The organism is Streptomyces sp. MAI_2237 (assembly GCF_054189285.1).
Genome location: NZ_JAJPGQ010000009.1, coordinates 312,668 through 339,527 on the forward strand (window position 1 = coordinate 312,668; position 26,860 = coordinate 339,527).

Consider the following 26,860-nt stretch of genomic DNA (forward strand, 5'->3'; position numbering starts at 1 on the left):
GGCTTGTGTGCTCGGGAAAGCGGGTCAGCGGGAGGCGTCGGCGGTGTGGCCGAGCGTGGCGACCAGGGCGGCCAGCAGAGCGATGCGCTGGGGGACGCTGGTGGTGTCGAGCCATTCCTGGGGGGTGTGGTCGGCTCCGCCGACGGGGCCCAGCCCGTCCAGGGTCGGCACGCCGGTTCCTGCGATCAGGTTGGCGTCGCCCACTCCCCCGGTGGTGGCGGCCGCCAGGCTCACTCCGACCGCAGCGGCCGCCAGTTGGGCCATGTCGAGCATGCGGCGGGAGGCGGCGGTGACCTCCATCGGCGGGCACAGGTCGAGTTGGTCGACGGTGATGCTGGTACCGGGGACCGCGGGTTGGCCGGCGGCCTTTTGGATGGCACGTTCGACGCGCTGGACGTCGGCGACGGTGGCGGCGCGGACCTCCACGCGCAGTTCGGCATCGGCGCACACGATGTTGGCGCGGCTGCCTCCCTTGATGGTCCCGACGTTCACGGTGACGTCGTCCCAACGGCCGTTGAGGGCTTGCAGCTCGACGATGAGATGGGCGGCCGCGAGCGCCGCGTTCGCGCCGCGTTCGGGTTCGATGCCCGCGTGAGCGGCCTTGCCGGTGACGGTGATGCGGAAGTCGGCGACGCCCTTGCGGCCGATGACGAGATCGCCGTTCTCCCGTGCGCATTCCAGACCGAGGGCGTAGTGCATGCCGCGGGCGGTGCGTTCGATGAGCGGGCGGCTTGCGGGAGAGCCGATCTCCTCGTCGGGAGTGGCGATCAGGACCAGTTCGTCGTAGGCGGTCCACCGGTGTTCGTCGAGGATCTCGAGCGCTGTCAGCCCGGCGAGCAGGCCGCCCTTGTCGTCGCTGACGCCGGGGCCGTGGGCGAGGGAGCCGTGCAGCGTGAAGGGCCGTTCACGGGCGGTTCCGCGGTCGAAGACGGTGTCCATGTGGCCGGCCAGGAGAATCCTGCGGCCGCCCTGTCCGGCCGGCAGGGTGCCCTTCTTCCGAGCGACCAGGGCGTCGCCGGCCTGGTACGAGCCGTCGGCGGGGAAGTGCTCGCGTTCGACGGTGAACCCGATCCGCCGCAGGCGGCGTTGCACCCAGTCGGCGACCTGGTTGACGCCGTCGGGGTCGTAGGAGCCCGAGTCGATGGCGACGAGTTCGCTGAGGTCCTGCAGGTAGCGGGTGCTGCGGGACAGAGCCAGGTCGAGCAGGTCCGCGGCGAGTTCCTGCCGGCGCGTCGGCGTGCTCACAGGACCTTGGACAGGAAGGCGCGGGTGCGTTCCTGTGTCGGTTCGACGAGGACGTGGCTCGGGTGGCCGGCTTCGACGACGACACCCTCGTCCATGAAGACGGCCGTGTCGCCGACTTCCCGGGCGAAGCCGATCTCGTGGGTGACGACGACCATCGTCATGCCGTCGGCGGCCAGTCGGCGCATGACGTCCAGGACGTCGCCCACCAGTTCGGGGTCGAGCGCGGAGGTCGGCTCGTCGAAGAGCATGAGCTTGGGCTTCATGGCCAGAGCGCGGGCGATGGCCACGCGCTGCTGCTGCCCGCCGGAGAGCTGGGCGGGGTAGTGGTGGCCGCGGTCCGCCAGGCCGACCTGCGCGAGGAGCTGCTGGGCGAGGTCGCGGGCCTCGCTCTTGGCGACGGCCCCGACCTTGACGGGCGCCTCCGTGATGTTCTCCAGCGCCGTCATGTGGGGGAAGAGGTTGAAGCGCTGGAAGACCATCCCGATGTCGCGGCGGCGCTGGGCGACCTCCCGCTCCCGCAGCTCGTGCAGCTTGTTGCCGTGCTGGCGGTAGCCGACCAGGTCGCCGTCGACGGTGAGCCGGCCACCGTCGACCTTCTCCAGGTGGTTGATGCAGCGCAGGAACGTGGACTTCCCGGAACCGGAGGGCCCGAGCAGACAGCACACCTGCCCACGCTCGACGGTGAGGTCGATGCCCTTGAGCACTTCGAGCCTGCCGAAGTGCTTGCGCACTCCCTCGGCCCGGACCATGGCCGCGGTCATCGGCCGTCCTCCTTGTTCTTCTTTCCGATCAGGCCGTTTCCGAGCAAGCCGTTTCCGAGCAGGCCCACGGCGCCGCCGAGCATCCGCCGCAGCGGCGATGCGTGCCCGTCGCGGCTGGTGCCGCGGCCGTAGCGGCGTTCCAGCCAGGCCTGGGGGACGCTGAGCACGCTGACCAGCGCCAGGTACCACAGGCTTGCCACGACGAGCATGGGGATGACCTGGTAGTTCTGGGCGTACACGTCCTGGATGTTGGACATCAGGTCGTGGGCGGAGATGACCGAGACGAGCGCGGTCATCTTCAGCATGTTGATGGTCTCGTTGCCCATCGGGGGGATGATGACCCGCATCGCCTGGGGCAGGACGATCCTGCGCATGGTCAGGGCGGGGCGCATGCCGAGCGAGTGCGCGGCCTCGGTCTGGCCGGGGTCGACGGACTGGATGCCGGCGCGGACGATCTCGGAGGCGTAGGCGGCCTCGTTCAGTCCCAGGGCGAGCAGGGCGGCTATGGCCGGGGTGAGCAGGGCGTTGGTCTCGGTCTGGAAGAACGTGATGTCGGTGAAGGGGATGCCGATCTTCACGTACTTGTAGAGGGCCGCGGCGTATCCCCAGAAGATGATCTGCACGAGGAGAGGGGTGCCGCGGAAAACCCAGACGAAGGCCGTGGCGATGCCGTAGAGGACAGGGCTGGTGGACAGCCGCATGACGGCGATCAGGGTGCCCAGTCCCAGGCCGAGCGTCATGGCGGCGGCGGTCAGCCACAGGGTGGTGCCCAGGCCGTCGAAGACGAGGTTGGCGAAGAGGTAGTCGCCGACGATGTCCCAGTGCAGGTTGTGGTTCTTGGCGAGCGAGCCGATGAGCCCGGCCAGTGCCGTCACGCTGATCACCGCGGCGATCCAGCGCCCGTAGTTGCGGACCGGGACGATTTCGGGCTCCTGATCGCCGCTGTGCCCGGCGGGCGGTGCCTTGAGCGCGTCCTTGGTGTCGATCATCGTCAGTCCACCGCCGCGTTCTTGGTGGCCGCCTTCGTGGCGATCGAGGCGACGCCGTACTTGTCGTAGATCTTCTTGACGGTGCCGTCGTCGATCAGTGCCTGCAGCGCCTTCTGGATGGCGTCGGTCAGTTCGGGCAGCTGCTTGCTGACGGCGATGCCGTTGGGCGAGGCGTTGTAGCCACCGGGCGCGGTGGGGTCCTCGACGAGGTCGAAGCCCTTGCCGCCGTCGGCGGTCTTGGCGACCCAGCCGGCCGCGGGCTTGGTCAGGACCTGTGCGACGACCTTGCCCGAACGCAGGGCGAGCTGGGCGTCGGAGTCCTTGGGGTAGGTCTGGATGTCGATCTTCCCCTTGCCCGCGGCGGAGCAGTCGGCCTGGTGCTTCTTGAGCAGGTCGAGCTGGTTGGTGGCGGCCTGCACGGCGACCTTCTGCCCGCACAGGGCGTCGAGGTTGCCGATCTTGCCGGGGTTGCCGTCAGCGACGAGGATGCCCGAGCCGGACTGGGAGTAGTCGACGAAGTCGACGACCTGCTGGCGCTGCTTGTTGTCGGTGATCGCCGACATCGCGGCGTCGAACTTGCCGGCCTGGATGGCCGGGACGATCCCGTCGAACTTCTGCGGTGTGAAGGCGAAGGTCACGCCGAGCTTGCCGCCCAGTGCCTGGCCCAGGTCGTAGTCCAGGCCGGTCAGTTGGCTCTCACCTTCCTTCACGAACATCTCGAAGGGCGGATAGGGAACGTCGGTGGCCACCCGCACCTTGCCGGCCTTCTTGATCTGGTCCGGGAGCTTGTCGTGCAGGGCCTGGTCCTTGGTGATCTCCACACCGGCGACCGCGACCCTCCCGTTCGCTGCGGGCGTGGTGTCGTCGCCACCGTCTTGGCAGGCGGAGAGCGCGGTGAGAGCCAGGGCTGTGGTGGCGGCGGCCGCCATGCGCCGAGCGAGACGAGCGTTCATCGTGGTGGAACCTCTCGGGATCTCTGCCGACGAACCCCTGCCGCCGGCACAGCAGGGAAGTTACAGAAAGAACGAATCAATGGCTAGATGTATCGCGCGTTACTTTCACGTAACGCCACCTCCGGCCTGATACACGACCCGGCCAGCGACCGCTTTCTACAGGTAACGATCACTCCAGAGGCAGCGCACGAACGAGGATCGTCATACATCTTCCGGCCGAATCGATTGACTTGTATCTTCCGCTACGACGTCCGAACCGCCTCGCGTCCTGGCCCGGCGGCCGTCCCTCGCCCGCCCGGACAGGCACCCCGTCTCCCGACCCCTGGAGCGTTTGTGACGTACCGTCATGCCCGCAAGGCCGCCTACGCCGCCGTCGCCCTGTGCGCCCTGACCCTTCCCCTGGCCCACCAGCAGCCCGCCCAAGCCGCCGCCAACCGGATCAGACTCGGCAGCGCCTCCGACGTCAGCCGAGCCTCCTGGAACGGGCCCGCCTTCACGATGAACGGAGCCGGAGCCGTGATACCGGCCTCGATGAGCCGCGCCATCGACGACATACGCGGCGGCACCGGCAGCCTGGACGTGGTGGTCCTCGCCGGCTCGGCGCCCACCTCCGGCAGCAAGACGCCCGAATGCGACACCGTCATGACCCTCGCGGGCGTCAACTCCTGCACGACCTGGACCCTCACCGCCGCCACCGACGCAACGAACAGCCAAGTCAACACCGACGTCCGCAACGCCGAATTCGTGTACTTCGCCGGCGGCGACCAGTGCCGGTACGCCGCCTGGAAGGGCACCCCACTGGAGGCATCCGTGGAATCCGTCGTGGCCAAGGGAGGAGGCTCCGGAGGCGGCAGCGCCGGCCACCACATCAACAGCCCCATCGTCTACGACGCCTGCAACGGCAGCGTCACCAGCACCGAAGCACTCGCCAACCCCTACGACCGGACCATCAGCTTCACCACCGGCATGTTCCAGTGGCCCAACTACGCGAACGTCATCAACGACTCCCACTTCGTCACCCGCGACCGGATGGGCCGCACCATGACGTTCGTCGCACGGGCGATCAAGGACGGTCTGACCACCGGTGGCGCCGCCTGGGGCGTGGGCGTCGAGGAAGGCGGCGGCTCCCTGTTCATCGACCGCAACGGCCTGGGCACCGAGTACGGCAAGGACGCGTACGTCGTCCTGGGCGACCACCAACCCGAACAGGCCGCCGACCGCAAGCCGTTGACCTACTCCAACTACAAGATCTGGCACCTCACGCCGGGCACGACCTTCGACTTCAAGAACCGCCCCACATGCGGCTACTACCTGCGCAGCGTCACCGCAGGCGTACCCGACGCCAACCTCTACGACGGCACCCCCGTCACGAACTGCGGCCAGAGCGGCGGCGGATCCCTCGCCGAGAGCGAACCCAACGACACCCGCGACACCGCCGACGACGCCACCGCCCTGCCCTCACCCGGAACCATCACCGGCGACATGAAATCCACCAGCGACCGCGACTACTTCAAGGTCACCCTGGCCTCCGGGCAGACCGCGTCGCTGACGTGCGCCGTCCCCAGCGCCTACGACGTGGACCTGTACTGGCTCGACTCGACCGGCAGCACCCTGGAGCGCTCGGTCAACGACGGCCCAGGCACAGACGAATCCCTCGCCTTCACCCGCACCGCCTCCGGTACGGACACCTACTACATCGACGCGGAAGCGTTCAGCGGATCCGGCTCCTCCCCTTACACCTGCACCCTGACGAAAAGCTGACCCACCGGGAGTAGGCATGATGCTCAGGGCTGGCGAACTCCCGAAGGGCACCAGTTGGCAGTCAAGCGGATCTTGACTTGGCGCAGGCTCTATGGCCGGGCGGGAGTCACCGATCCCACTGCGGGGGTGGTTGGCGAGGCCGACTGGCGTCGACCACACCCGCGGCCGTCGTGCCGGGCTGGTTGCGCACCGTGACGGCGCACCACAGAAAACTGCTCGGCGGCCCGGACCGCACAAGGTGAGAATGACGCCGTGCTGATCGTGAATACCGTCCTGGAGACCCCAGATGCCGCCGACTTCTCTCTCTGGCCGGTGGCTGACCTGCCTCCGTACCATTTCATGGCTCTGTCAGGCACTATGTCCCCGCTCGAAGTCGGCAGCGCACTGGCCCAGCTGGTCGACTACAACACGCTCACAGGTGACGACGACCGCCCGTTGGTCGACGCCGGCGAGGCAATTGGCCGCCTGCTGGAGACTGACAAGGTCATCGCGCCTGGGGGTCTGCGCCTCTACGACAGTCGAACCAACGTCACTGTCCGGCCGGGATGTTGTTGTGGCCTGGAGGACTGGCGCGAGTGGCTCGACATCGCGGACGGAGAGGCCCCATGGCTCGGCCATGACCCTTCACCGCGGCTTGAGCATGTCGACGAGGCCGTGCACCTGTGGCCGGACACCGTAGGCACTCAAGAAACAACGTCCGGACAACCCATCGTCATTGGGGTGGGTGACCTGCCAGGGATCTTGCAGACCGTGCAAGAAGACCTGCAAGGTTTCCTCTCCCTCACCGAGCAGTGGGCCACACGACATGCTCCGACTCTCGCCGAGGACCTGGCAGCGAGACTCGACGAAGACATGGCCATCAGTGCACCACTGCGGGCGTGCCAGTGGCGGCCCCTGAGACATCATCGGAGTTCGACGGAGTAGCTGCCGCCGTCGAAGGTCCAGCCGTCGGTGCCTTCGCCGATGTCGGCCACGATGATGTCGTCGGTGAAGTGGTCCTCGAACTGTTCGTCGGTGAGTTCGCCGGCCAGCCAGAGGTTCTCGATGTCGGTCCAGTCGCCTCGGGTTGCGTCGATCCGCAGGGGTGCCGCGTGGCGGGTTCCGCGTTGGCGGCGGTCGGTGCCGGTGGTGACGTAGCCGCTGATCTCGTACTGGCCGTCTTTGATGTGGTCGGGGATCGGGTCGGCGGGGACGACGGCGACATTCTCGTAAGCGGTGTGGATGACGTCGCGGTAGCTGCGGCGGACGCTGTACTCGGGGTCCGACAGCCAGTTGAGGAGGGTCTTGGCGGTCACGTCGAGGCCGGCGTCTTCCAGGGCCTGGTGCCCGCGGTGGGTTGCGGTGAGCTGGGAGAGCTGGGCGTGCCAGTGCTTGGCGTTGTAGGAGGACAGGCGGTGGCGGGGGGTGACCTGGGCGCGCAGGAGGTCACCGAGGGCGGCGCCGAGGGAGGGGCCGTGTCCGGTGGGTCCGGCCATCAGTCGTCACCTTCGGGGATCATGTCGCCGGGCTGGATGAACTTGGCCTTGACCTCGCCGAAGCCGGTGCCGATGCGGTAGGTGTCGGGGGGTGTGCCGGGCGGGGTCCAGAAGACGGCGGCGTCGACGTTGCGCAGGGCAATGAGGGTGTGGCCTTCCTGGACGGCCTTGAAGGCCACGGTCCAGTGGCGGACGGAGGCTTCGGCGACCATGCTCATGCGCCAGTCGGGCCGCCAGAACGGGGACTTCTGCTCGGGCCGCTTGGGCCACAGCAGGCGCAGCGCGATCGACAGGCGGGTCTTGTACGTCTTGTAGGGGTCGCCGCCGGCCTGGACAAGCTCCATACGGGCCTTGCGGGCGGCTTCGTAGAACGGTTTGAACAGCGACTCGTTCGCCTTGCCCGTCCACGAGTCGTGGATGGCCGGCATCGCGGCGAGGTGGCCTTCGCGCACGAGACGGGCGAGCTGCCTGATGTGCGGGGTGGTAACCCAGACGCGGCCCTGTGTGTCGGGCCGGTCGACGATCCGCCCCAGCGGGTGCGGCATGTCGGTGCGGGACCACTCCGGAACGTCGATGAGGTAGATCCCGGCACCGGCCTTGTCGAAGGCGTCGAGAGGGCCGGTGTGCAGCAGCTTGTTCGGGGCGAGGGGAACGGCTGAACACGCGGACGGGTAGCTGCCGTTGCGGTCGATGAGGCACAGCACGCCGTCGCCGAAGGAGGCGGGCACTTCCAGCTGGTCGCGCCGGACGCGTTTGCCGTTGTCCCGGAGGTAGGGCACGCGGGTGCTGGTCACGTCGGGGTGGACCCAGCGGGGTTCGCCGTCCATGTGCTCGCTGATCAGCGGCCACGGCCCGGTCTCCCGCTCTTCGAGGCGGATGACCTTGATCGGGTGCATCTTGGAACGGCCGACCGCGTCCTTGAGGAGCTTCAGCGCGGGGAAGGGCGCGCCTTCCGGCTCGTCCTCCTCGTCCCCCGGCCGCAGTTCCACCTCCGCCTCGGCGTCGTCTTCGTCGTCCGGTGCGGGCTCGCTGTCCGCGGTGGGAACGGAACCCGCGGCCTCGGTAGTGGCGGGCTGCTGGGGGGCGTCGGCGGATGCGGTGCGGTAGGCGTTCAGCGCGGCGGCGAGGCGGCGGCCTTCAGCGTCGTCGGGCAGCTGCCGCGGCGCCGCGGCGATCCGGGCCAGCGACGGGGCGAGTTCAGCGAGGGCGGTCGCGTCCTGGTCGGCGAGCGCGGTGCGCAGGGCGGCCAGGACGTGGGTGACAGCAGCCGGCAGCCCATGGCGGGCGCCGGAGGTGTAGAGCAGGGCCGCCTCGGCCAGGTCGCGCTCCGCGGGGGTGCCCACCGTACGCCGGACGGGCGCGTCGTCGGCCGGCCGAGCGGCGGGGGCGCCTTCGGCGTCCAGGAAGCGGGCGTGCAGCAGGTCGGGACGCAGTTGGGCGGAGCCGATGGTGCCGAAGTCCCGTTCGGCGACCGTCACCTGCACCCGGGACGGATCCTGGGCGGGGGCGAGGGTCAGCGTGACGTCGGCGTCCATCAGGCTCAGGAGGGCGGGGTCGGCGCTGTCCACGATGGCGAGGACCGGCACGTGCAGGGTGCGGGCGAGGGAGGCCAGGATCTGGCAGGCGGCCGGGAGCCGGTCACCGGACAGCGGAAGGCGGGGATTGTGGGCGGCCTGCAGGCGGTCGACGACCACCAGGGCCAGGTCCTGGACGTAAGGGGCGGTCTCCGCGATCGCCTCGGCGGTCAGGTCACTGCCGTCGTCGATCAACAGCGGCGCCTGCACGAGCTGCTGGGCGAGCTCTTGCTCGTGGTCGGTTAGGCGGCCCTGTTTCAGGCGCGGGTAGTCGCCGCCGGTCTCCGCGGAGATGATGCGGCGCATGATGTCGGCCTGGTTCGGCCCCGACGCCGCATAGAGCACCTTGCGGTGGTCGGCGAGCGCGGTCTGCCGTGCGGCGGCCAACCCGAGCAGACTTCCCCCGACGTTCGGCGCGGCCGCCACCAGTGTCAGCCGGCCCGACTGCAGGCCACCGGTCGCCGCGTCCAGGCCGGGCAACCCGAACGTGGTGCTGCCGACCGGACCTGAGGTGAGCGCGGCGCCGATGGCGTCGCCCAGCGTGGCCAGCCTGCGCGGCGCCCTCGCGGGCTCCGAGGAGTCTTGACCGTTCACCGCACCTCCTGCGGGCACCGTGCCCGTCGCCACGGCCGGATCGGATGAAGGATTGGCGGAGACGATGTCGGCGGGCAGCAGGACCGCGACCGGCGTCGTGTTGCGCAGGAGCACCTGCGGCTGCCCCTGAGCCGCCCGCGTGATGAGGTCGCCGAAGTCCCTCTGCGCCGCGCTGAGGACGTGGGACGGCAGGCCCTCTGTCTTCCGTGCCGCGGGCAGCCGGTCGAGCGGGGCCAGTACCACCCGGTCCTGACGCCTCTGCCCCTTGTAGATCAGGGTCGTGCGCCCGTCGTCCTCGGCTCGCTTCACCAGCGCGTAGAGGGCGTTCCGCGCCTCGGTCACATTCATCGCGCCATGCTCATGCGCCAACCGACTCACCCTTTCAAGGCAGCACAATCAGCCCTCAATATAGCGGCTTTCACACAGCTACATACAGCAACTGATACTGATTTGAATCCCTTACACACTCATTTGGTTGGTCTTCGCGGCGACCAGACGAGCCGGATGCTGCGGAGCCACCCCGCGCCAGGTGCTCGACCCCGTGCGGTTGAGGTAGCCGGCGAGGAAGAGTGTGAGGCAGCTAGTGCTCTGACCGGGAAGGTTCACCGGGGTCGGCACCCTGAGCCTGGCTGCGGTGGACAAGGATGGCGGGCATGACGCGGAGACTGTCGATGGACGAGGCCGTGGGAATGCTTGAGGGCGAACTGGCCTCAGGGCTGCGGTCGCTAGACGATCTGGTAACGGAAGACCTCTGGCTTGCCTTCCTGCGGTTCGGCCGACAGCCATTCGACGTCTCGGACACACCCGATGCCGACGGTCTTCTGTTCCAGTACGGGACCTACGCGTTCGACGGTGCTCCGGCGTTCATGCTGGACCTCACCCGGCAGTTCGAAAAGTCCGACAGCGACGGTGATCACGCCCATTACGTGCAGGTCCACTGCGAGCTCAGATATGGAGTCGCGCCCGCTCTGGAGGCTCTCGGAAGCTTCGACTCGTGGTTCTTCCACGGTGCCGGAGATGATCTTCAAGGGTGGGTTCAAGGACTGACCGAGCGGGCAGCCTGGACCACGATCCACAGACTCAAGCCGACCGAGATCAGGGTGTATCAGGAACAGGTGTAGTAGTTCAAGCCGCCATCGTGGCGGGATGCCCTCCCCAGCGGCCCCCTTTCTCACTGCGAATGCGGGCTCGTTCACGTCGTTGGACCGCGAGGACATCGGAATGGCGGGCGTTCTTGTTGCGCCGGCGCAGGTAGGCGTGCAGGGCCCGGGGCTGAACCGTGTGGTTGGCAGATTGTCCAGAGTGATGTAGATCGGGGCACCGTAAGGCCGGGCGGCACGGATCGTCTTCAGGGCGGTCAGCGTGTTGGCTGTGCCCTCGCGGCGGCGGTTGACGCCCACAACCGGTCGTCGCCGACGGAGTAGCAGCCGTGGAAGAAGGTCACGCCGTGCGTGTGGTGGCAGGTCGCCAGCAGGCGCTCGGGCTTGCCCTGCTTCGCCCAGGAGGAGCCTCCGGCGTGCCGGATCCCCAGGGACCCGAACTCATCGAAGGCGAAGACGCGATCCGGGAAGTGCGTAGGCCCTGGACCAGCTGGGCAATCACCGGAACACGGTTCCCGCCGGCGGACGCCAGCAGCATCACCGCCCGCCGATAGCGCACCGAGCTTGTGCTTCACCGCCTATCCAACTGTTCCAATCACCAACCCGGCGAACCTTCCCGGTCAGAGCACTAGCGGGCCGGCGACCACGATGCTGACGGCGTGGAGGGAAACGATGCGGCCGTCTGCCATCCTGCTCAAGTGGCCCACGACATCGTGTTCTTCCTCGCGCCCGACGACGAGACTGCCGCCGCGACGAGGTCCCGGGGCCCCGGTCGGGGCTTTCAGTGCGTGCCGTGCCGATTCATCGAGCCGGACAGTGCCATCGTGGAATGGGACATGTACTTCGAGGAGCCCTCTGCCGAAGCCCCGCCGTCCGAGCGGCTCCTCGCGTGGTCATGGCCGCAGTGGGTCACCGCTCCCTTGAACGACGGGGTCGAGGTGTTCGCTTTTCCGCGGCGGTTGACGCGGGCGCTGGCCAACGCCTCGCCCCTCGAGCTGGAGGAGCTCGCAGACCGCTGGACTCAGCGACTCAGGTCCGCTGACGGAGACGACATGACCGATGACGATCTACTGGCGGTCCTGCGAGGAGTCGCCCGGCTCGCAGTGTCCGCGGTGAACACGGGCGGTGGCCTCTACAGCTGGAGTTTCTGACGGCGTACCGAAGATCGGTGCTGCCGATGTCCTCGAGGCTGTGGAGAGAGACCCGAAGGCGCCCTGAGCCGCACGGACTTCGGTTGCCCCCGGTGCCGATCCGGGTACCGCCGCGGATCTGCTGGCGCTGCTCGCCTACGGCGTCAACCTGCGCTCCCGCGCCGGTGCGGATGCCGCGACCCTGAGCAAGACGGTGGCCGCCGCTCTGGACTCCCTCGGAGCCGGGGCGGCGGCATAGACCGGCTCCGATCCGGCTCTCAGTTGAGCTTGGCCGCAGGTGACGTGCTCGGACGCGGGATGAGGGCCGCGGCAGCCTCCTCCTGTGGGACATTCGCCGTGCAGGCGCCGGGCAGCGTGGCGTCGAAGTCCTCGCAAAACCTGGGCCGGGTGCGGTGCCGCGACGGCTGGTGCTGAGTCGCGGACGTCATGACGGCCGTCCTTCGGGAGGGTGCGGGCCGGTGCCCGGTGCCGTGGCATGCGGGATGGTGTCCGGACGGGGCGTGGTGCCTGTGACGGGATCCGTCGTATGCGCGGCGGCGCCTTCGCCGCTGGTCTCACTGCGGGTGGCAATGAGGGACCAGACGATGGAGACAGTGATGGTGACGGCGATGACGAAGAGAGTGAGGGGGATCGGCAGCTTGCCGACCGGCGTCTCCGAGAGGATGAGCTTGACGCCGGCGAAGGCGAGCAGCACCGCAAGCCCGTAGTGCAGGTATTGGAAGCGGCGCAGGAGTCCGGCCAGGCAGAAGTACAGGCTGCGCAGACCGAGGACGGCGAAGGCGTTGGCGGTCCACACGATGAAGGTGTTGGTGGTGATCGCCAGGACGGCGGCGACGGAGTCGACGGCGAAGATGAGGTCGGTTGCCTCGACGGCGACCAGGACCACGAACAGCAGGGTGGCGATGCGTTTGCCGCCGACCTTGACGAAGAACCTGTCCCCGTGGAGGCGAGGGTCGGTGGGGATGATCTTCTTGACGAGTCGGACGATGGGGTTGCGGTCGGGATGCACCTCTTCATCCTTGGAGACGGCCATCTTGTAGCCGGTCCAGATGAGGAACGCACCGAACAGGTAGGCGGTCCAGAAGAAGACCTGGAGCAGTTCGGCTCCGACGAAGATGAACACCAGACGGGCCGCGAGCGCCCCGATGACGCCCCAGAAGAGGACCTTGTGCTGGTAGGCGTCGGGCACGGCGAAGAACGAGAAGACCAGCGCGAAGACGAAGACGTTGTCGATCGACAAGGCCTTCTCGATCAGGTAGCCGGCAAAGTACGTCGAGGACGCCTCGCCGCCCTGCCAGACCAGAAGGATGAGGCCGAAGCCGAGGCCCACGGCAATCCACAGGCCACTCCACAACGCGGCCTCGCGGAAGCCGATCACGTGGTTGTCGCGGTGGGCGATGAGGTCGACGGCGAGCATGACGCCGATGCCGACGGTGACCGCGGCCCACATCCATAGCGGGACGGCGAATGACAGTTCACTCATGGTGGATCGCCTTCCTCAGGGCGGAGTCGCAATGACGAGTGCGGTGAGGAGATGGGTGCTGCCCCAAGCCCTGGCGGGTTACGGAGGGCTGCCGGGCCCGAGTACTGATTCACCTACGCGTCCGTATCGGCATCCACCTCCCTCCATTCAGGCAAGCCGCCGCACGGCGGTACGAGCCGCGCGGCGGCGGGGGCGCAGGGCAACGGCGAGGCACAGACCGCCGACGACCAGATCCACCGTCGCCAGCAGCCACCACGGCGCGAGCATGGTCAGGCCGTTCATCACGCCTCCTCGGGGGCGGCAAGGGGCAGGCGGCGCTGGGCGAGAGTCCAGACGTTGCGCACCCCGGCGGGCGACAGGTCGGCCGGGCCGAGTCCGGCGCCGGTGGCGGGGAGTGCGAAGCCGGTTGGATTGACGGCGTAGACGAAGGGCCCGCCACGTACGGCGGAGGCTTCGATCAGGCTGTGCGCGTCCAGACCGGCCGGACCCCGACTCGACGCCACCACCAGCGGTGAATGGTGGCGGGCGGCCAGATTCAGCAGCCCGCCCGCGGCCTGCGACCCGGGCTGCCCGCCACTGTCGGCCGGGACCCGGTGAACGACGGGGATATAGCCGACTCCGGCCGTACGCAGCCGGGGCAGCACCCGGGACAGGAACACCCGGGCCGCCTGCGCGTCCGGCCGGGCACGGTCCGGAATCCGCGACGGCGCGGACAGGACGGCGACCAGCAGCACCGGCGCCTTGCGGGGAGCGGCCAGCCGCACGGCTGCGTCCACCACGACCACATCGTCGGAACGGCCGGTCACCAGCGCGGTCACCGGGTGCGGCAGGGAGAGGGGCAGCCGCGAAGAGTGGGTGTCTGCGGGGCGGACCAGGGTCGAGACGGAGGAGTGGGGGGACATCGTGACCCCCTTTCGCAGGGGCGAGGGAGTGGTCGGGGTATGTCCAGCGTCACCCGTCCCCCGATTCACGTCAAGAGTTACGCGAAAACTGTTTCGTGCATTGGTTTTCGCGAAATGATATTGCGTGTACGAAGTCGGCTTCGTATTCTCGAGGCCATGAGTCAGCCCTCCAGCTCGCGTGGCGACCAGTGGACCTTCCTCACGAATCACGCCCGGGTCCTGATCGCTCTCGCCCGCGACTCCGAAGCGCGGGGGCGCGACGTCGCCGATGCCATCGGCATCACGGAACGCGCGGTCCAGCTGATCGTGGCCGACCTCGAAACGGCTGGATACCTCACCCGTGAGCGCATCGGCCGTCGCAACCACTACACGATCGATCCCACCGTCGCCCTGCGCCATCCCAACGAGGCGGACCACCCCGTCGGAGACCTCCTGGCCACCTTCCTCCACCGCGAGGACACCCCCACCTCCGATCCCGAACCGGCCGCCTCGTAAAGCGACCCAGACCGCAGACCTCGGCATGGGCCGCCATGGATGGGGGCCACGTGCGCCGGCGCGCACCCCGACCCCGCACTGTCGCCGACGGGCAACTGCCGCTGGACGGCAAGCCGGTGACCGCCATGTCGAGCCGACCGCCAGAGATGACCGGCCGCAACCAGGGTTGGGTTTTCCGTTCGTGACGGCCCCGACGGCGCCATGGACATTTTTCGACTCCCTCATCCGGCAGGAACCAACGGGCGTCACCGCGGGGCCGCATGGAACGGTAGCCGAATGATTCGGTGACCGATGTATCTTGGAGGGCATGGCCACTCGCATGCGTACGCACCCCTCCGATCGGCGCTGGTCCTCTGTGTTCACCGTCGAGCGGGCGCGCCCGGAGGGGATACGTTCGCGGCCGAACGCCTGGTGGCTGGCCGTTGGCACGGTGTGCTTCGGGGCGTTCATGGGGCAGCTGGACGCCAGTATCGTCACCCTGACCTACGGCAGCCTGCGTACCGAGTTCGACACTTCGCTGGCGGCGGTGGAGTGGGTGTCGCTGGCGTATCTGCTGACGCTGGTGGCACTGCTGGTGCCGGCGGGGAGGCTCTCCGACGCGCATGGGCGCAAGTTGCTGTATCTGTATGGCTTCGCCGTGTTCACGCTGGCCTCCGCGGCGTGCGGCCTTGCCCCCACCTTGGGGACGCTGGTCCTGTTCCGTGTGGTGCAGGCGGCCGGGGCGGCGATGATGCAGGCCAACAGTGTGGCGCTGGTGACCACCAGCGCTCCGCGCGAGCGAATGCGCAGCGCGCTCGGTGTGCAGGCCGCCGCGCAGGCGCTCGGGCTGGCGCTGGGGCCGACGGTGGGCGGGGCGCTGGTGTCGACGCTGGGCTGGCGGTGGGTGTTCTGGGTGAACGTTCCGGTCGGTGTGGTCGCTGTGGTGGGCGGCCACTATCTGCTGCCGCGCACACGGGCCCGTACGTCGGTGGCCCGGTTCGACTGGAGCGGGCTGGGGCTGCTTGTCGTGGCGACGACCGGCGCACTGATGGGTGTGTCGGCCGCTTCGGGGCTGGCTGTGCCCGGCTGGGGTGTGGCCGTGCTGTTCACGGTGTCCGCCGGGGCGGGGTGGGGGTTCGTACGGCGGCAGCGGCGGGCGGCCGCCCCACTGCTGGACTTGAACCTGCTGGGTACGCCTGCGGTGGCGTTCGGGTTGGTCGGGGCTTTGAGCGGATACCTCGTCCTGTTCGGGCCACTGATGCTGGTCCCGGTTGTTCTGACCGCGCAGGGGTCCTCTGCGCTGACGGCCGGGCTGGCGCTCACGGCGCTGCCCGCCGGATTCGCGCTGGCCGCCACCGCAGGCGACCGCCTGCTGCCGCGGGGGCTCACCGACCGAGGGCGGTGCCTCATCGGGGCCGGCGCCTTCACCTTGGCCGTGGCCGCGCTGCTGGTCGTACCCCTGACCATCGGCGCCCTGGTTCCGGTTCTGGCACTGGCCGGGCTCGGGTTGGGCATTTTCACGCCGGCCAACAACGCCATGATCATGGGGGCGATCCCGGCCCGTTCCTCCGGCACGGGGGGCGGGCTGGTCAACATGACCCGTGGTCTGGGCACGGCCCTGGGCGTCGCCCTGGTCACACTTGCCCTGCACCTGGTGGGCGGTGGCGTACAGGCAGGAGCCCGGTGGGCGGCGGCCGTCCTCGTGGCGGCCTCGGCGGTTGCGGTCGTGGCGGCCCTGGCTGAGCCCGAGCCGGGATCCCAGGACCCCACAGCCCATGCCGTGATGATCAATGCGGAAGGGGCACGGCGATGGCCCGGAATTCGGCCGACTGGGTGCGGGACGCTTGGCTCGCTGCTGCGGACGCGACCATCGCGGCACTGGCGGTGGCAGGGGCGGTCGCGCTTCAGGCGCGCTGGCTGGCCGCCGTTGCCGGCCTGTGGTCAGTGCTGGCGCTTCGTCAGGGCTGGCTGGTGATCAGGGCCTTCCGCTGCCGGATGCGGTAAGCCGCGCGCCCGGTGAGCAGCCGTTGGACGAAGAAGCCGATCGCGAGGGTGGCGGCTCCCGCGGCGGCGTCGGCGACGAAGTGGTTGGCAGTGGCCAGGATGACCGTGAAGGTCGCCGCCGGATAGCAGGCGCCGAGCACGCGTACCCACGTGCGGCGAGCCAGGAAGGCCAGCGTCAGGCCGGACCAGGTGGACCAGATGATGTGGACCGAGGGCATGGCGGCGTACTGGTTGGACAGCGATGCCACGTCACCGGAGGCCCAGGAACCCCAGGTGTGGTGGACGACGACCGTGTCGATGAAGCCCTGCCCGGCCAGAAAACGGGGCGGCGCCGTGGCACAGAAGGCGAAGCCGATCAGCGCCAGGAGCGTGGCGGTGTAGAGCGCCGTGCGCGCAGCGCGGTAGCGGTCGGGATGGCCGACGTAGAGCCACACCAATACGCCGACGGTGACGATGAAGTGCAAGGTGGCGTAGTAGTAGTTCATCCCCACGATCAACCAGCCGACCCGGTCGGCGGCGTGGTTGACGGCGAGCTCGATGTTCAGGTGCAGTTCCCGCTCGGTGCGCCAGATGACGTGCGCGCGGTGCAGAGCGGCGCTGCGGTGGGCTGGGACGGCGTTGCGGGTGAGGGTGTACGCCCAGTACAGCAGCCCCGTGCAGGCCAGTTCCGTCCATAGGCCGGGCCGGCCCAGGGGGCGCAACCGTGCGGGCAGCAACGGACCGGGACGGTGCCCGGCACGGACCTCACCACTGTCGACCGATACGGCCTCAGGAGCCGCGCTCACACCTGCTCCCGGCCGGATGCGGCGTCCGTGATCGACGTCAGGGCCTGCTTGCTGTCATCGCCCGGCGGATACAGGGCCGTGTCGCTGCTGCGGGGGCGGCGGCTGGCGATGAGGTAGGCGAGAGCGCCGGTGAACAGCACGAGGGAGACGTAGTCGTTCAGGCGCAGGCCCAGGAAGTGGTTGGCGTGGTCGATGCGCAGGGCCTCGATCCAGGCGCGGCCGGTGGTGTAGGCCAGCACGTAGCAGGCGAACAGGCGCCCGCGGCGCAACTTCGTGTGATGGCGGCGGTCGAGCCAGAGCAGGAGTGCCATCACGCCGAGGTCCCACAGGCTTTCGTACAGGAAGGTCGGATGGTACAGGGCGACGGTGGGGCTGTCGGCGGGCCGGTTGGCCGGGTCGATGTACAGCGCCCACGGCAGGTGGGTGGGGCGGCCGTACAACTCCTGATTGAAGTAGTTGCCCCAGCGGCCGATCGCCTGGGCGAGCACCAGCCCCGGTGCTGCGGCGTCAGCGAAGTCGGCCAGTTGGATGCCGCGGCGGCGGCAACCGAGCCAGGCGCCGACGGCGCCGAGGGCGACCGCGCCGGGGATGCCCAGGCCGCCGTCCCAGATGAACAGGGCGTGCAGCGGCTGCTTGCCGGCGGCGAAGTACAGCTCGGGATCAGTGACCACGTGGTACAGGCGCCCGCCCAGGACGCCGAAGGGCACCGCCCAGATCGCGATGTCGGCGATGTCCTCACGCCGCCCGCCCCGTGCCTCCCAACGGCGGCCGGTCAACCAGACCGCCGTGAAGATGCCGGCCAGAATACACAGCGCGTAGGCACGGATGGGCAGCGGCCCGAGGTGCCACACACCCTGGGAGGGACTGGGAAGATACGCCAGGTTCAAGGACACGACCGTCTCTCGCACGCACGGAGCCCGCCCCCGGGCCGGGGCGGATCCCCCGACGATACATCGGACACCGAACCTTCTGCGTGGGGCGGCCGCCCTGCTGTCCGGGCCGCGGACAACTGGCCCAGGTCCATGTACGGCCCGGCTACCCTGACCGCATGTCTGTGCAGCCCCGCTCCGAGGCCCCCTTGCCGCATCCCCCCGGCGAGGCGCCTGATGCCCGTCTGCTCACCGAGGCCGTCACGCGGTTGCGCCGGGCCCTGCGGTCCTCGATCCGGACGGACTATCCGTGGGAGACCCTTCCCATGGCCCAGGTCGAACTGCTTCAGGTACTCGGTGAGCATTCGCCGGCCCGCATCAGCGACCTCGCTGCTCGTCGGCGGCTGGCACAGAGCACGGTCAGCGGGCTGGTCGGCCAGATGATCACAGCGGGTCTGGTCGCCCGTGGTGTCGACTCCGTCGACCGTCGCGCCTCCGTCGTCACCCTCACGGACGCGGGCCGAGAAAAACTGGACGCGTGGACCATTGCCCACGAACGCCGTATCGACGCGGCGCTCGCCACGCTCGACGGCGACACACGAGCCGCCATCTCGAATGCCCTGCCGGCCCTGTTCCAGTTGGCCGAGAAGCTCGCCGAGTCGTCGGAAGGCGACGCCGCTACGTGATCCAGGGGGACCGGGTCCGCCGGTGACCGCTGCCAGTCGCTCGCCGTGGCGGAGACGGACCCCGGAACGCACCCTGCCGGTCGCTCGCCGTGGCGGAGACGGACTCAGCGACGTCACCCTGCCGGAGGCCATGACGACATGGGCCGGTGGTGAGCACCGCCGACGGTCCGTGAGTCAGGTCCACCGACAGAATCGCCGCTTGCACCGTACCGTCCGGCCGCCGGACGAGAGACGCCCGCGCCCCGGCGCCGTAATGGCCCCACACGCCACCGCTCACTCGGACGCGGAAGAAGCCTGCCCGCCATGGCCGGTACCGACGACAGACCGTCGAGGGCAGGACTTGCCCGCCTTCACACGGACCTCAACCGAGGCTGAACCGATTTTGAACCGCCGATGAATCACACCCCAACCGTCTACATTAATGTAGACGCTCGATCGCGGGTCGACAGGCGGCCTGTCCCATGAAGAGAAGGCCGCTGGTGATGACACCTTCCCCTGCAATGCTCGCGTTCGACGGCGCGGGAATCGATGGCACGTGGCTCACCGCCGTGACCCGGCTGGCCCAGGACACGCCGTGGCTCAACGGCCCGGTGGAGGCGTGGACGAATTACGGGCTCGCGGTGTTCGCCCTCCTCATGCTGGCGGCATGGTGGCGGGCCCGGCGAGCGGAGGACGTCGTGATGGCCACCGCACTGATGGCGCCGGTCGCGGTCGTAGCGGCCTTCGCGGTGACCGAGGTGGTCAAGTCGTATGTGGGAGAGCTTCGGCCGTGCAGGTCACTCCCCCACGCGTACATCGTCGAAGCGTGCCCTGCACCGAGCGACTACGCCTTCCCCAGTGGGCACACCACGGTCGCGGCGGCCACCGCCGCCGCACTCTTTCTGGTGGACCGCCGGCTGTCCGTGATCGCCGGGATCTTCGCTCTGCTGGAGGGCTTCAGTCGCGTGTACCTGGGCGCGCACTACCCTCACGACGTCATCGCATCGTTCCTGGTCGGATGTGTGGTCGCCGGCGGGGTCGCGATCGCTGGACGCAGCGCGGGAACCAGGGTGGTCACCTCTTGGCGGAACGGGAGACTGCGCCCCCTGCTGACCACCGCGTGACGCGCCGGAGCCGCAGCCTCGCAGCCGGGATGAGCCGGGGCATCGCCCCTCTCGGCGACTACGAGACGGAAGAAGGGCGATTCGAACCGCCCTTCTTCCGTGAACATGCATGGCGGGAAGCCTGTTGGCGTCACATGACGCTCACAAGCACCCGCCCGCTTGATCCTTGGCCCACCACAAGAAGGCGGCGGCGTGCTGTTGATTGGCGAACCCGTCGCCGACCAAGGTGTGGAGCAGATCGTTGCTCCACAGGATGAGCCTGCCGAGGGTCCAGTTCACCGACTCGGGTGCCGGCAGCTCCAGCCCGTAGACCAGCCGAGCGATCTCACGCTTGCCGCCCGCCTCCGTCGTGTACTTGAGGATCGACAGGAAACGATCGGGCTGGACCACGCACAGAACCCTCGTGACGAGGGCTTCCTTGAAGCCGGTCATGGCGAACGACTTCGAGCCCGTCAGCAGGGCCTGAAGTCGGTCCGCGAGCGGTACCTCGTCGGGTCCGTACAGGAGGTATTCGATGGTCTGTCGGGTCATCTCGCCGGCCGCCGCGTCACCTATGGCGTTCCAGGCGGAGTTGAAGGTGGCCTGGTTGCCGGGGTGTGCTCCGACCTCGGAGTTGGCGAAGTCCTTGAGAGCCCTGGGATCACACGTCCGCAGTCCGTCCAGAGAGAAGATCTGCTGGTACTTCGCCCAGTAGGCCGCGACTCCCGGCTCGAAGTCCGGCCTACTGGCAAGGTACTGGGCCTTGAGCCGGGCAGCACGCTCCAGCCGCTCGGGTTCGACGTCCTCCGGTTTCGGGAAGCGGGCCTTGAGGTCATCCAAGGAACGGGACGGCTGCCTCTGCGGCGAAGCGGGCTCTCCGTGCTCCCATTCGTAGCCACACCGCTGCTTCACCAGCCTGCGCCCGCCGTCGAACGAGCGCACCACCTCGATGTCCTCGTCCTCACTGCACAGCGGGCACATGGGCAGACTCATGGATCCCCCGTTCCGATGGCGTTCGCGCTCCGCCGTGAGCCGACACGCTCCTCACCTCAGGAGCGCATTCTCGCACTCGGCCACGACTGTGGGCCTGCGGTCCCGGCTCACCTCGAGCGGTGCCCAACTCGAAGAGGCATCCGGACACTTCCGGGGCGCCCGCGTGCCGCCTGGGCGCCCCGGATGTCACTTTGCTTCCGCCGAGCCCGCGCCAGCCTTCCGGCGCACGTCGTCCATGTCGACGGCGCGGATCTTCCCGATGAGTTCCTCCAGTGCCTGCGGCGGCAGTGCCCCGGGCTGCGAGTACAGGACGGTCCGGTCGCGGATGGCCATCAGGGTGGGGATGGAGGAGATCTGGAAGGCGCCGGCGAGTTCGGGCTGCGCCTCGGTGTCGACCTTGCCGAAGACGATGTCCGAGTGACGCTCGGCCGCCTTCTCGTAGACGGGGCCGAACATCCGGCACGGCCCGCACCAGGCTGCCCAGAAGTCGATCAGCACGATGTCGGAGCCGGTCACGGTCTCCTCGAAGTTGTCCTTGGTCAGTTCGACGGTCGCCATGGGAATTCCCTCCGCTCTTCTATACCCCTCGGGGTATCTGCATCTGTTCCGTTCAACCGGTCCTCGGCCGGGTTTGTTCCAGGCAGACGGGCGGCAGCGGGAACCAGCGCATGCGCTCGAAGTCGGCGGGTAGTCCGGTCGGGCCGGCGTCGAGACGGCCGGGGCGGGCGGTCAGCGCCTCGCGAGCCCGCTCCAGCTGGTCGGCCAGCGCCTCCTCGCCCAGGTGCGGGCGGCGGACGGCGGGGGCGGTGATCGGCCCGTCGGCGCCGAAGCTCACGTCCGTCAGCCGCAGCGGGGGTTCCGCCGGCCCGTGGTGGTGGCGCCACTGTCCGGTGTGCGGATCGAAGCGGTAGTCGGGCAGGAGCTGGCGGCCGTGGGCGGCGATCCGCCGCGGTCCGTGGACTCTTCCACGTCAGGTGACGGAACGACTGAACGCCGAGTTCGGTACGTCCTTCGTCGGGTCGGACCCGGCCGGGTGGTGCCGCATCGTGGAGCCGGTGCCGCGCGAGGGGCAGGACCGCGCCATCGCTTGTCACGCCAGCCAGTCGTCCGACAACCCGATCCTCCGGCGCCGCCTGCAACTTCTGAGCGACCGGGAGTACGTACGCGTTCTGGGGTGCCCCGAACCGCAGGCCTGAGTCAGGCGGAGGGAGAGTCCTCGCACGTCGGCCGGACAGGCGGGGCGCAGCCGTCGGCCAGGTCGGCGTACCGGAGAAGCAGACGGGCAAGGTCGCGCGCCTCACCGGCGGAGAGCGCCGCCCACACACCCGGTTCGCCTCCCTGCTCCCGGCCCACGTCGAGTGCGAGCCGACTGATGGGCGGCTCCGTGGGCGCGAGCCGCAGACATCGCACGGCGATTCTGCGCCCACAGGTTGTCACGACACTGCTGTCCTCGCCCGCCGCGGGCCGGTCACATGCTGTCGTTGCCATCGGACTCACGCTCCTCCGCCCGTCAGAAGACGGTCCCCGTCGGGGCCGTCCGCGGCAGTGGTACCCGCAGGCGGTTCACATACCCCAAGGGGTATACGTCACAGCGCCCTGCAAGGCCATGTTGTTCCCACTGGCAGGAAACAATCATCTGCGGCGACAGGGGCTCGGTGGGGCGTCGCACGCAAGGGGCGAAGAGGGAGCGGGCAGGGCCGTTCGGCCCTGAGCGGGAATCGGCCGCACCAATACGGTGGGGGGTATTCAATCAGTGATCGTTCGGGAGGATTCCTCCGATGACCGTCTCCGACCAGCCCCTGCCAACCCCACCTGTCCGTGCCGGTCTGCCCCTCATCGGTGACCCGGCACCGAACTTCGAAGCCGAATCCACGCACGGGCCCGTCCGGCTGTCCGACTACGCCGGCCGGTGGCTGGTGCTCTTCAGTCACCCGGCCGACTTCACTCCGGTCTGCACAACCGAGTTCGTCGCCTTCAGCGAACTCGCCGAGGAGTTCGCGGCCCGTGACGCCGCGCTGCTGGGCAACTCCGTGGACTCCGTCCACAGCCACCTCGCCTGGACTCGCGCGATCGAGGAGAAACTCGGCGTCCGGGTGCCGTTCCCGATCATCGCCGACCTGGACACACGCGTCTCGCGCGCGTACGGCATGCTGCACCCCAACACCTCCGGCACCGCCGCCGTGCGCGCGGTCTTCGTCATCGACCCTGAGCAGACCGTGCGGGCCGTGCTGTACTACCCGATGAACGCCGGACGGATGATCCCCGAGATCCTGCGGCTTCTCGACGCTCTGCGGACCTCCGACCGCGACGGTGTCGCCTGCCCCGCCAATTGGCACCCCGGGGAGGACGTAGTGCTCGGCGCTCCCCGCACCCAGGCGGAACTGGAGGCACGGCTGGCCGACGACAGCGTCAAGGTCACCGACTGGTACCTGGCGACCAGGCCCGGCACGCCGGCTTGAGAAAGCGCCGACCGGGTGCCCCTGTGCGGCGCCCCGCTCGACGGTGTGGAGCACCCGCGGATCCTGCGGGCCCGCCGTGCTCGGGCTCGGCCGCGTCATGGCCGACCCGGGACGCTCACCCTGACCCGAGCCGTGCTGTGGAGTGGGCTCGCCCTGTTGCTGCTTCTCGTCTTGATGCCTCCCCGCGTCAGCGTGGGCAAGGGCCGGCTCACGGTGCGCACCCTCAGGGGTACCCGCCGGGTGTGCACCGACCACCTCGTCGGCGTCTACACCACCGGGCATGCCGGTCAGTGCCTGGTGCTGGTGGACGACTTCGGTGGAAGGGTCGAGTTCGACCACCAGATTCTGGCCGCCAATCCCGCACTGTGACACCGTCTGTACACGGACGCTCGCGTCTCCGCCCGCGAAGAGCGGTTCGCCCCTCAAGCGGCGTCTTTGCGCACGCTGTCGAAACGTATCGACCGCGAGACTTCATGGGAGGTGTTCAAGGTCTCCGGGATGGCCGCCGACACCGACGAGCCGGCTGCCCCGTAACGCTATGAGCTGCTAGTCGGCCACGGTCGCCCACGTCGTGTTTGCGGCGGAGGTGGTCGGCGTCAGTGACCGTCACCACCTCAAGGCGCCAATGGGGCGCGGCCAGTTAGGGGACGGTCAGGCCAACGAGCAGCATCAGAGGAGTCGTTTCGACGTCGTCGACGTCGGTCATGGTGCCGCGTCGCCTATCAGGGCGGCCCGTGATAGCCGCGCCGGCGCCTCTGCAGCAACCCGCCCGCCACTCCGCGGCGGAAGCGTCTCAGAACCTCTCGGGGAACTTCACGGCCAGCACGAGGTACCCGACCAGGCAGATCGCGACAATCAGTCCCACGACATGTCCCCACATCACCGATAGTCAGCTCCTCGGGCTCCCGGGCGGGATCCTGACACTTGCCGCTCGAACCTGTTTCCTCCATCGAACCACTCACTGTGACCTCCGGCACCTGTATTGACGCATTCCTGGCGACCGACGCCACGGGCTTTACGCTGCCTTTGCGGAGCCGGGTCATCTGGGACCGGGTAAAGGGCAGGGACACCAACTCTTACCCGGGGCCTACCGATCTCGCGCCCTTCGCTGCGTAGGGTTGCCATGGCGGGCGGCGGCTGCCTGTCAGCCATTTCGACCAGGTGAGGCAGTGAATGACAGCCAGTCGCCGGGCGGTACTGGCCGCCGCGGGGAGCCTGCTCGCGGGCTGCGCGGCCCCGCAGAGCGGAGCCAGCAGCAGGAGTGACACCATCGCCTCGCCCGCAGCGTCAGGGACGACCTCTCCGGGCAGCCCCGCCGCCCGCCCCTCTCCCACACCACCACGCGTCGTCACCACAGTCACGCGTACTGAGATCGTGGCCCGTTACGGCCACGCCGTCCCACGAAGCTGGGGCTTCGACGCACCCGGAGTCGTTCGCACCCTGCCCTCGCCAGGCAGGCGGCAGATCGCGTTGACCTTCGACGCCTGCGGCGGCCCCGGCGGCAGCGGTTACGACCGCGCCCTCATCGACTTCCTGCGCAGACGGGAAATACCGGCGACGCTTTTTCTCAACTCCCGTTGGATCGACGCCAATCCGGCCGTCTTCCGGAGGCTGGCCGGCGAGCCGCTGTTCGAGATCGCCAACCACGGCACCCGCCACCTCCCCCTGTCGGTCACCGGCCGCTCCGCCTACGGCATCCCCGGTACCCACAGCGCCGCCGAGGTGTACGACGAGGTCAACGGCAACCGAGTCAAACTCAGCCACCTGCTGGGCACGCCACCGCGTTTCTTCCGCCCTGGCACCGCCTACTGCGACGACGTGGCCTCCAGGGTCGTCGCGTCGCTGGGCGAACGGTGCGTCAGCTTTTCCGTCAACGGCGACGGCGGTGCCACGTTCACTCCCGAGCAAGTCCGTACGACGGTGTCCTCCGCGCCCGCCGGCTCCATCGTCATCTGCCACATGAACCATCCCGAGGGCGGCACCGCCCACGGGATCATGGCCGCCGTCCCCCGACTACTGTCCACCGGCCACACCTTCGTCCGCCTCTCGGACGCGCGCTGAACGGAGCGCCGAGCCGTCCGACGATCAGCCGCCGAGCTGCATTGGGCCGATGACAGCATCCCGAACTGGTTGAAGGCTCTCGTCACCGGGGCCCTGCTGGGCTTTTCGGCCTGGCTCGTCACCGCGTCCGCGCGGGCGTCGACGGTGGCTGACCACAGAGGGCTTGGGTACGCGGCTTCGTCGGGGCGCGGCGCCTCGCCTCGCCTACGGGCCCGGCGGCAGACGGGTGCAGTGGATGTACGTGGACGACGCGCGGGTGCATCTGGACAGCGAGGTCGCGTTTCTGCGTGACACACGGCACGCGCTGCGAGGAAGCGGCTGGGAGCCTGCGGCGGGGCTGGCCGACCGGATCCGACGTGGCGAGGCTCGCCGCCTGGCGTTGCTGGCCGGTCTGGCGTCGGCTGCCATCTGCATCTTCCTGCTGGCCGTGGGACTGATCGTGCAAACCTGCCCGGCGGTTTAAGAACAGTACTCTCCCCGTTGTTCCTCTTCGGCATGATCATGCCGTCCCTCTTCGTCGTCGCAGCGTTCGCCCGTCGAGAGCGGCTCGGCACGGAAATCGCGTTCAAAGTACATTCAGCGGGCGAAAGATCAGACTTGGCTTGGTGGGAACCGGCCGAACCTGCACTCAAGGGGGCACTGTGACCTGTCAGGAACCGAGCAGCGGTGAGGCACCAGGACACCGGGAGGAGGCATCGACCGTGCCGGACGCCGTGTGGCAGCGGTTCCTTGAGGACACCGAGGCCGACATCCGTGACACCGCGCCGCGGGAACCGTCCGCCCGGGAGCGGACGCACCTGGCGAGCGGTGAGGCCTGTGCCGCGGAGTCCGTGACACGGCAGCCGACGGCTGACAGGCCTCCCCTCGAGGCCCACCAGGAGGGGTGGCAAGCAGTCGGCGAGGTCTGGCTGCCGCAGGAGCCACGGAGCTCACAGGCGTGGCGCGACATGGACGGCGGAGCCAGGCACCGCCGGGTCGGTCTGATACTCGCCACGGTCGCCGCGGGCGCCGCACTGCTGGGAGCACTGTCGTACCTGCCCCCGAGTGACGACAACGGGGCATACAGACACAGTGACACGACGTCGCAGCAATCGGAGGAGGGTTCCGGCGCCGTGCCCACGGCCGCCGCCGATTCGTCCGTCATGGGCTCTCCCTCTTCACCCAGGTGACAGGCCGTCATGACGTCGCTGTGGTGCTGACGGCTTCGCGGTCGGCACGTCAGACGGTGTCTGAAGAGCGCTGGAGAGCGGGCCCTCGGCGACGGGCCGCGCCACGTCAGCCGTTCCAGGGCCCAGGGCCCCAGGGGTGAATGAGCAGGTTGCCGGAACCCGGCAATCTGTCGACCCGCTTGACCACGGGTAGTGATCTGTCAAAGACGCATCAAAGGCAGGTAAGGTTCCACCTGGTGTGCCGGGAAGTCTGGTCGGCGAGTAGGGGATCACTCTCTCTTCCGATCGGG

Annotated in this window: 29 protein-coding genes and 2 pseudogenes; 14 read left to right on the forward strand and 17 right to left on the reverse strand. The window is 68.9% G+C overall.

Annotated elements, in window-relative coordinates; translation table 11 throughout:
* Positions 1 to 24: 24 nt before the first annotated feature.
* From LN251_RS36740 to LN251_RS36755, 4 genes are read right to left on the reverse strand one after another with little or no spacing between them, the layout of a single operon-like run.
* On the reverse strand, positions 25 to 1,245 hold the full coding sequence (locus LN251_RS36740) for a M20 family metallopeptidase (protein WP_458248497.1): 1,221 nt from the start codon (positions 1,243 to 1,245) through the stop codon (positions 25 to 27).
* A complete protein-coding gene (locus LN251_RS36745; protein WP_458249499.1) occupies positions 1,242 to 1,994 on the reverse strand; it encodes an amino acid ABC transporter ATP-binding protein in 753 nt (250 codons plus the stop codon). Before LN251_RS36745 ends, LN251_RS36740 begins: the two co-directional genes overlap by 4 nt.
* 8 nt (positions 1,995 to 2,002) lie before the next feature.
* Positions 2,003 to 2,995: an amino acid ABC transporter permease gene (locus LN251_RS36750; protein ID WP_458248498.1), complete on the reverse strand. Its 993-nt coding sequence runs from the start codon at positions 2,993 to 2,995 to the stop codon at positions 2,003 to 2,005.
* Positions 2,996 to 2,997: 2 nt separating this feature from the next.
* Positions 2,998 to 3,948, reverse strand: a complete 951-nt coding sequence (locus LN251_RS36755; protein ID WP_458248499.1) for an ABC transporter substrate-binding protein — start codon at positions 3,946 to 3,948, stop codon at positions 2,998 to 3,000.
* A gap of 333 nt (positions 3,949 to 4,281) precedes the next feature.
* On the opposite strand from LN251_RS36755, the gene LN251_RS36760 reads away from it, so the two are divergent.
* The gene (locus LN251_RS36760) at positions 4,282 to 5,709 is read left to right on the forward strand and encodes a hypothetical protein (RefSeq protein WP_458248500.1); all 1,428 of its coding nucleotides are present in this window, start codon (positions 4,282 to 4,284) and stop codon (positions 5,707 to 5,709) included.
* 252 nt (positions 5,710 to 5,961) lie between these two features.
* Entirely contained in the window at positions 5,962 to 6,633 is a 672-nt protein-coding gene (locus tag LN251_RS36765; RefSeq protein WP_458248501.1) for a hypothetical protein, read from the forward strand.
* Here LN251_RS36765 and LN251_RS36770 read toward each other — a convergent pair.
* Positions 6,612 to 7,184, reverse strand: a complete 573-nt coding sequence (locus LN251_RS36770; RefSeq protein WP_458248502.1) for a hypothetical protein — start codon at positions 7,182 to 7,184, stop codon at positions 6,612 to 6,614. The two genes, LN251_RS36765 and LN251_RS36770, sit on opposite strands and share 22 nt — an antisense overlap.
* On the reverse strand, positions 7,184 to 9,700 hold the full coding sequence (locus LN251_RS36775) for a type II toxin-antitoxin system prevent-host-death family antitoxin (RefSeq protein WP_458248503.1): 2,517 nt from the start codon (positions 9,698 to 9,700) through the stop codon (positions 7,184 to 7,186). The genes LN251_RS36770 and LN251_RS36775 overlap by 1 nt, the downstream gene beginning before the upstream one ends.
* Positions 9,701 to 10,005: 305 nt before the next feature.
* On the opposite strand from LN251_RS36775, the gene LN251_RS36780 reads away from it, so the two are divergent.
* Complete coding sequence (locus LN251_RS36780) at positions 10,006 to 10,473, forward strand: hypothetical protein (RefSeq protein WP_458248504.1); 468 nt, start codon at positions 10,006 to 10,008, stop codon at positions 10,471 to 10,473.
* Between the two features lie 4 nt (positions 10,474 to 10,477).
* Here the strand turns inward: LN251_RS36780 and LN251_RS36785 are convergent.
* A pseudogene (locus LN251_RS36785) lies at positions 10,478 to 10,922 on the reverse strand (IS630 family transposase); the annotation flags it as partial.
* Between the two features lie 228 nt (positions 10,923 to 11,150).
* Here LN251_RS36785 and LN251_RS36790 point away from each other — a divergent pair.
* Entirely contained in the window at positions 11,151 to 11,603 is a 453-nt protein-coding gene (locus LN251_RS36790; RefSeq protein ID WP_458248505.1) for a hypothetical protein, read from the forward strand.
* An 82-nt stretch (positions 11,604 to 11,685) separates the two neighbouring features.
* Positions 11,686 to 11,841: pseudogene (locus LN251_RS36795) on the forward strand (TetR/AcrR family transcriptional regulator); the annotation flags it as partial.
* 19 nt (positions 11,842 to 11,860) lie between these two features.
* Here the strand turns inward: LN251_RS36795 and LN251_RS36800 are convergent.
* The 4 genes from LN251_RS36800 to LN251_RS36815 form a co-directional block, all read right to left on the reverse strand.
* Positions 11,861 to 12,031 (reverse strand): hypothetical protein, encoded by a 171-nt coding sequence (locus LN251_RS36800; protein ID WP_458248506.1) that lies wholly within the window; start codon positions 12,029 to 12,031, stop codon positions 11,861 to 11,863.
* Complete coding sequence (locus tag LN251_RS36805; protein ID WP_458248507.1) at positions 12,028 to 13,086, reverse strand: TerC family protein; 1,059 nt, start codon at positions 13,084 to 13,086, stop codon at positions 12,028 to 12,030. Before LN251_RS36805 ends, LN251_RS36800 begins: the two co-directional genes overlap by 4 nt.
* Positions 13,087 to 13,233: 147 nt before the next feature.
* Positions 13,234 to 13,368, reverse strand: coding sequence for a hypothetical protein (locus LN251_RS36810; RefSeq protein ID WP_458248508.1), 135 nt, complete (start codon positions 13,366 to 13,368; stop codon positions 13,234 to 13,236).
* Complete coding sequence (locus LN251_RS36815) at positions 13,368 to 13,988, reverse strand: universal stress protein (protein WP_458248509.1); 621 nt, start codon at positions 13,986 to 13,988, stop codon at positions 13,368 to 13,370. Before LN251_RS36815 ends, LN251_RS36810 begins: the two co-directional genes overlap by 1 nt.
* Positions 13,989 to 14,144: 156 nt before the next feature.
* On the opposite strand from LN251_RS36815, the gene LN251_RS36820 reads away from it, so the two are divergent.
* A complete protein-coding gene (locus LN251_RS36820; RefSeq protein ID WP_458248510.1) occupies positions 14,145 to 14,483 on the forward strand; it encodes a helix-turn-helix transcriptional regulator in 339 nt (112 codons plus the stop codon).
* Positions 14,484 to 14,790: 307 nt separating this feature from the next.
* Positions 14,791 to 16,437 carry an MFS transporter gene (locus LN251_RS36825; RefSeq protein ID WP_458248511.1) on the forward strand — a complete coding sequence of 549 codons (1,647 nt, stop codon included), beginning with the start codon at positions 14,791 to 14,793 and terminating at the stop codon, positions 16,435 to 16,437.
* Here LN251_RS36825 and LN251_RS36830 read toward each other — a convergent pair.
* The gene (locus LN251_RS36830; protein WP_458248512.1) at positions 16,421 to 17,251 is read right to left on the reverse strand and encodes a phosphatase PAP2 family protein; all 831 of its coding nucleotides are present in this window, start codon (positions 17,249 to 17,251) and stop codon (positions 16,421 to 16,423) included. The genes LN251_RS36825 and LN251_RS36830 overlap by 17 nt on opposite strands.
* Positions 17,248 to 18,138 carry a prolipoprotein diacylglyceryl transferase gene (gene lgt / locus LN251_RS36835; RefSeq protein WP_458248513.1) on the reverse strand — a complete coding sequence of 297 codons (891 nt, stop codon included), beginning with the start codon at positions 18,136 to 18,138 and terminating at the stop codon, positions 17,248 to 17,250. The genes LN251_RS36830 and lgt overlap by 4 nt, the downstream gene beginning before the upstream one ends.
* A 161-nt stretch (positions 18,139 to 18,299) precedes the next feature.
* Here lgt and LN251_RS36840 point away from each other — a divergent pair, with 161 nt between their 5' ends.
* Entirely contained in the window at positions 18,300 to 18,806 is a 507-nt protein-coding gene (locus tag LN251_RS36840; protein ID WP_458248514.1) for a MarR family winged helix-turn-helix transcriptional regulator, read from the forward strand.
* Positions 18,807 to 19,306: 500 nt separating this feature from the next.
* Positions 19,307 to 19,909 carry a phosphatase PAP2 family protein gene (locus LN251_RS36845; protein ID WP_458248515.1) on the forward strand — a complete coding sequence of 201 codons (603 nt, stop codon included), beginning with the start codon at positions 19,307 to 19,309 and terminating at the stop codon, positions 19,907 to 19,909.
* A gap of 141 nt (positions 19,910 to 20,050) precedes the next feature.
* On the opposite strand, the gene LN251_RS36850 is transcribed toward LN251_RS36845, so the two are convergent.
* From LN251_RS36850 to LN251_RS36860, 3 genes are all read right to left on the reverse strand, one after another.
* Entirely contained in the window at positions 20,051 to 20,881 is an 831-nt protein-coding gene (locus LN251_RS36850; protein WP_458248516.1) for a hypothetical protein, read from the reverse strand.
* Positions 20,882 to 21,067: 186 nt separating this feature from the next.
* Positions 21,068 to 21,439 carry a thioredoxin gene (gene trxA, locus LN251_RS36855; protein ID WP_458248517.1) on the reverse strand — a complete coding sequence of 124 codons (372 nt, stop codon included), beginning with the start codon at positions 21,437 to 21,439 and terminating at the stop codon, positions 21,068 to 21,070.
* Positions 21,440 to 21,491: 52 nt separating this feature from the next.
* A complete protein-coding gene (locus LN251_RS36860) occupies positions 21,492 to 21,716 on the reverse strand; it encodes a hypothetical protein (protein WP_458248518.1) in 225 nt (74 codons plus the stop codon).
* A gap of 139 nt (positions 21,717 to 21,855) precedes the next feature.
* Here LN251_RS36860 and LN251_RS36865 point away from each other — a divergent pair, with 139 nt between their 5' ends.
* The 3 genes from LN251_RS36865 to LN251_RS36875 all read left to right on the forward strand — a co-directional run bounded on the left by LN251_RS36865 (position 21,856) and on the right by LN251_RS36875 (position 23,709).
* A complete protein-coding gene (locus tag LN251_RS36865; RefSeq protein WP_458248519.1) occupies positions 21,856 to 22,077 on the forward strand; it encodes a hypothetical protein in 222 nt (73 codons plus the stop codon).
* Positions 22,078 to 22,659: 582 nt separating this feature from the next.
* Positions 22,660 to 23,340: a peroxiredoxin gene (locus LN251_RS36870; protein ID WP_458248520.1), complete on the forward strand. Its 681-nt coding sequence runs from the start codon at positions 22,660 to 22,662 to the stop codon at positions 23,338 to 23,340.
* A 132-nt stretch (positions 23,341 to 23,472) separates the two neighbouring features.
* Positions 23,473 to 23,709 (forward strand): hypothetical protein, encoded by a 237-nt coding sequence (locus LN251_RS36875; RefSeq protein ID WP_458248521.1) that lies wholly within the window; start codon positions 23,473 to 23,475, stop codon positions 23,707 to 23,709.
* 424 nt (positions 23,710 to 24,133) lie between these two features.
* Here the strand turns inward: LN251_RS36875 and LN251_RS36880 are convergent, their stop codons facing one another.
* A complete protein-coding gene (locus tag LN251_RS36880) occupies positions 24,134 to 24,220 on the reverse strand; it encodes a potassium-transporting ATPase subunit F (RefSeq protein ID WP_458249500.1) in 87 nt (28 codons plus the stop codon).
* A 293-nt stretch (positions 24,221 to 24,513) separates the two neighbouring features.
* Between LN251_RS36880 and LN251_RS36885 the strand changes: the two genes are divergently transcribed.
* Together LN251_RS36885 and LN251_RS36890 are read left to right on the forward strand one after the other, a co-directional pair.
* Positions 24,514 to 25,401 carry a polysaccharide deacetylase family protein gene (locus LN251_RS36885; protein WP_458248522.1) on the forward strand — a complete coding sequence of 296 codons (888 nt, stop codon included), beginning with the start codon at positions 24,514 to 24,516 and terminating at the stop codon, positions 25,399 to 25,401.
* A 235-nt stretch (positions 25,402 to 25,636) separates the two neighbouring features.
* The gene (locus LN251_RS36890) at positions 25,637 to 25,864 is read left to right on the forward strand and encodes a hypothetical protein (protein WP_458248523.1); all 228 of its coding nucleotides are present in this window, start codon (positions 25,637 to 25,639) and stop codon (positions 25,862 to 25,864) included.
* The last annotated feature ends 996 nt before the right edge of the window (positions 25,865 to 26,860 follow it).

Excerpts from the sequence above, each read along its gene's own strand:
- LN251_RS36885 (WP_458248522.1), top strand. The coding sequence starts at position 24,514 with ATGACAGCCAGTCGCCGGGCGGTACTGGCCGCCGCGGGGAGCCTGCTC.
- LN251_RS36840 (WP_458248514.1), top strand. The coding sequence starts at position 18,300 with ATGTCTGTGCAGCCCCGCTCCGAGGCCCCCTTGCCGCATCCCCCCGGC.
- LN251_RS36780 (WP_458248504.1), top strand. The coding sequence starts at position 10,006 with ATGACGCGGAGACTGTCGATGGACGAGGCCGTGGGAATGCTTGAGGGC.
- LN251_RS36815 (WP_458248509.1), bottom strand. The coding sequence starts at position 13,988 with ATGTCCCCCCACTCCTCCGTCTCGACCCTGGTCCGCCCCGCAGACACC.
- LN251_RS36770 (WP_458248502.1), bottom strand. The coding sequence starts at position 7,184 with ATGGCCGGACCCACCGGACACGGCCCCTCCCTCGGCGCCGCCCTCGGT.
- LN251_RS36810 (WP_458248508.1), bottom strand. The coding sequence starts at position 13,368 with ATGAACGGCCTGACCATGCTCGCGCCGTGGTGGCTGCTGGCGACGGTG.
- LN251_RS36820 (WP_458248510.1), top strand. The coding sequence starts at position 14,145 with ATGAGTCAGCCCTCCAGCTCGCGTGGCGACCAGTGGACCTTCCTCACG.
- LN251_RS36870 (WP_458248520.1), top strand. The coding sequence starts at position 22,660 with ATGACCGTCTCCGACCAGCCCCTGCCAACCCCACCTGTCCGTGCCGGT.
- LN251_RS36775 (WP_458248503.1), bottom strand. The coding sequence starts at position 9,700 with ATGAATGTGACCGAGGCGCGGAACGCCCTCTACGCGCTGGTGAAGCGA.
- LN251_RS36880 (WP_458249500.1), bottom strand. The coding sequence starts at position 24,220 with ATGTGGGGACATGTCGTGGGACTGATTGTCGCGATCTGCCTGGTCGGG.
- LN251_RS36845 (WP_458248515.1), top strand. The coding sequence starts at position 19,307 with ATGCTCGCGTTCGACGGCGCGGGAATCGATGGCACGTGGCTCACCGCC.
- LN251_RS36825 (WP_458248511.1), top strand. The coding sequence starts at position 14,791 with ATGGCCACTCGCATGCGTACGCACCCCTCCGATCGGCGCTGGTCCTCT.
- LN251_RS36890 (WP_458248523.1), top strand. The coding sequence starts at position 25,637 with ATGTACGTGGACGACGCGCGGGTGCATCTGGACAGCGAGGTCGCGTTT.
- LN251_RS36805 (WP_458248507.1), bottom strand. The coding sequence starts at position 13,086 with ATGAGTGAACTGTCATTCGCCGTCCCGCTATGGATGTGGGCCGCGGTC.
- LN251_RS36800 (WP_458248506.1), bottom strand. The coding sequence starts at position 12,031 with ATGACGTCCGCGACTCAGCACCAGCCGTCGCGGCACCGCACCCGGCCC.
- LN251_RS36850 (WP_458248516.1), bottom strand. The coding sequence starts at position 20,881 with ATGAGTCTGCCCATGTGCCCGCTGTGCAGTGAGGACGAGGACATCGAG.
- LN251_RS36750 (WP_458248498.1), bottom strand. The coding sequence starts at position 2,995 with ATGATCGACACCAAGGACGCGCTCAAGGCACCGCCCGCCGGGCACAGC.
- LN251_RS36755 (WP_458248499.1), bottom strand. The coding sequence starts at position 3,948 with ATGAACGCTCGTCTCGCTCGGCGCATGGCGGCCGCCGCCACCACAGCC.
- trxA (WP_458248517.1), bottom strand. The coding sequence starts at position 21,439 with ATGGCGACCGTCGAACTGACCAAGGACAACTTCGAGGAGACCGTGACC.
- LN251_RS36745 (WP_458249499.1), bottom strand. The coding sequence starts at position 1,994 with ATGGTCCGGGCCGAGGGAGTGCGCAAGCACTTCGGCAGGCTCGAAGTG.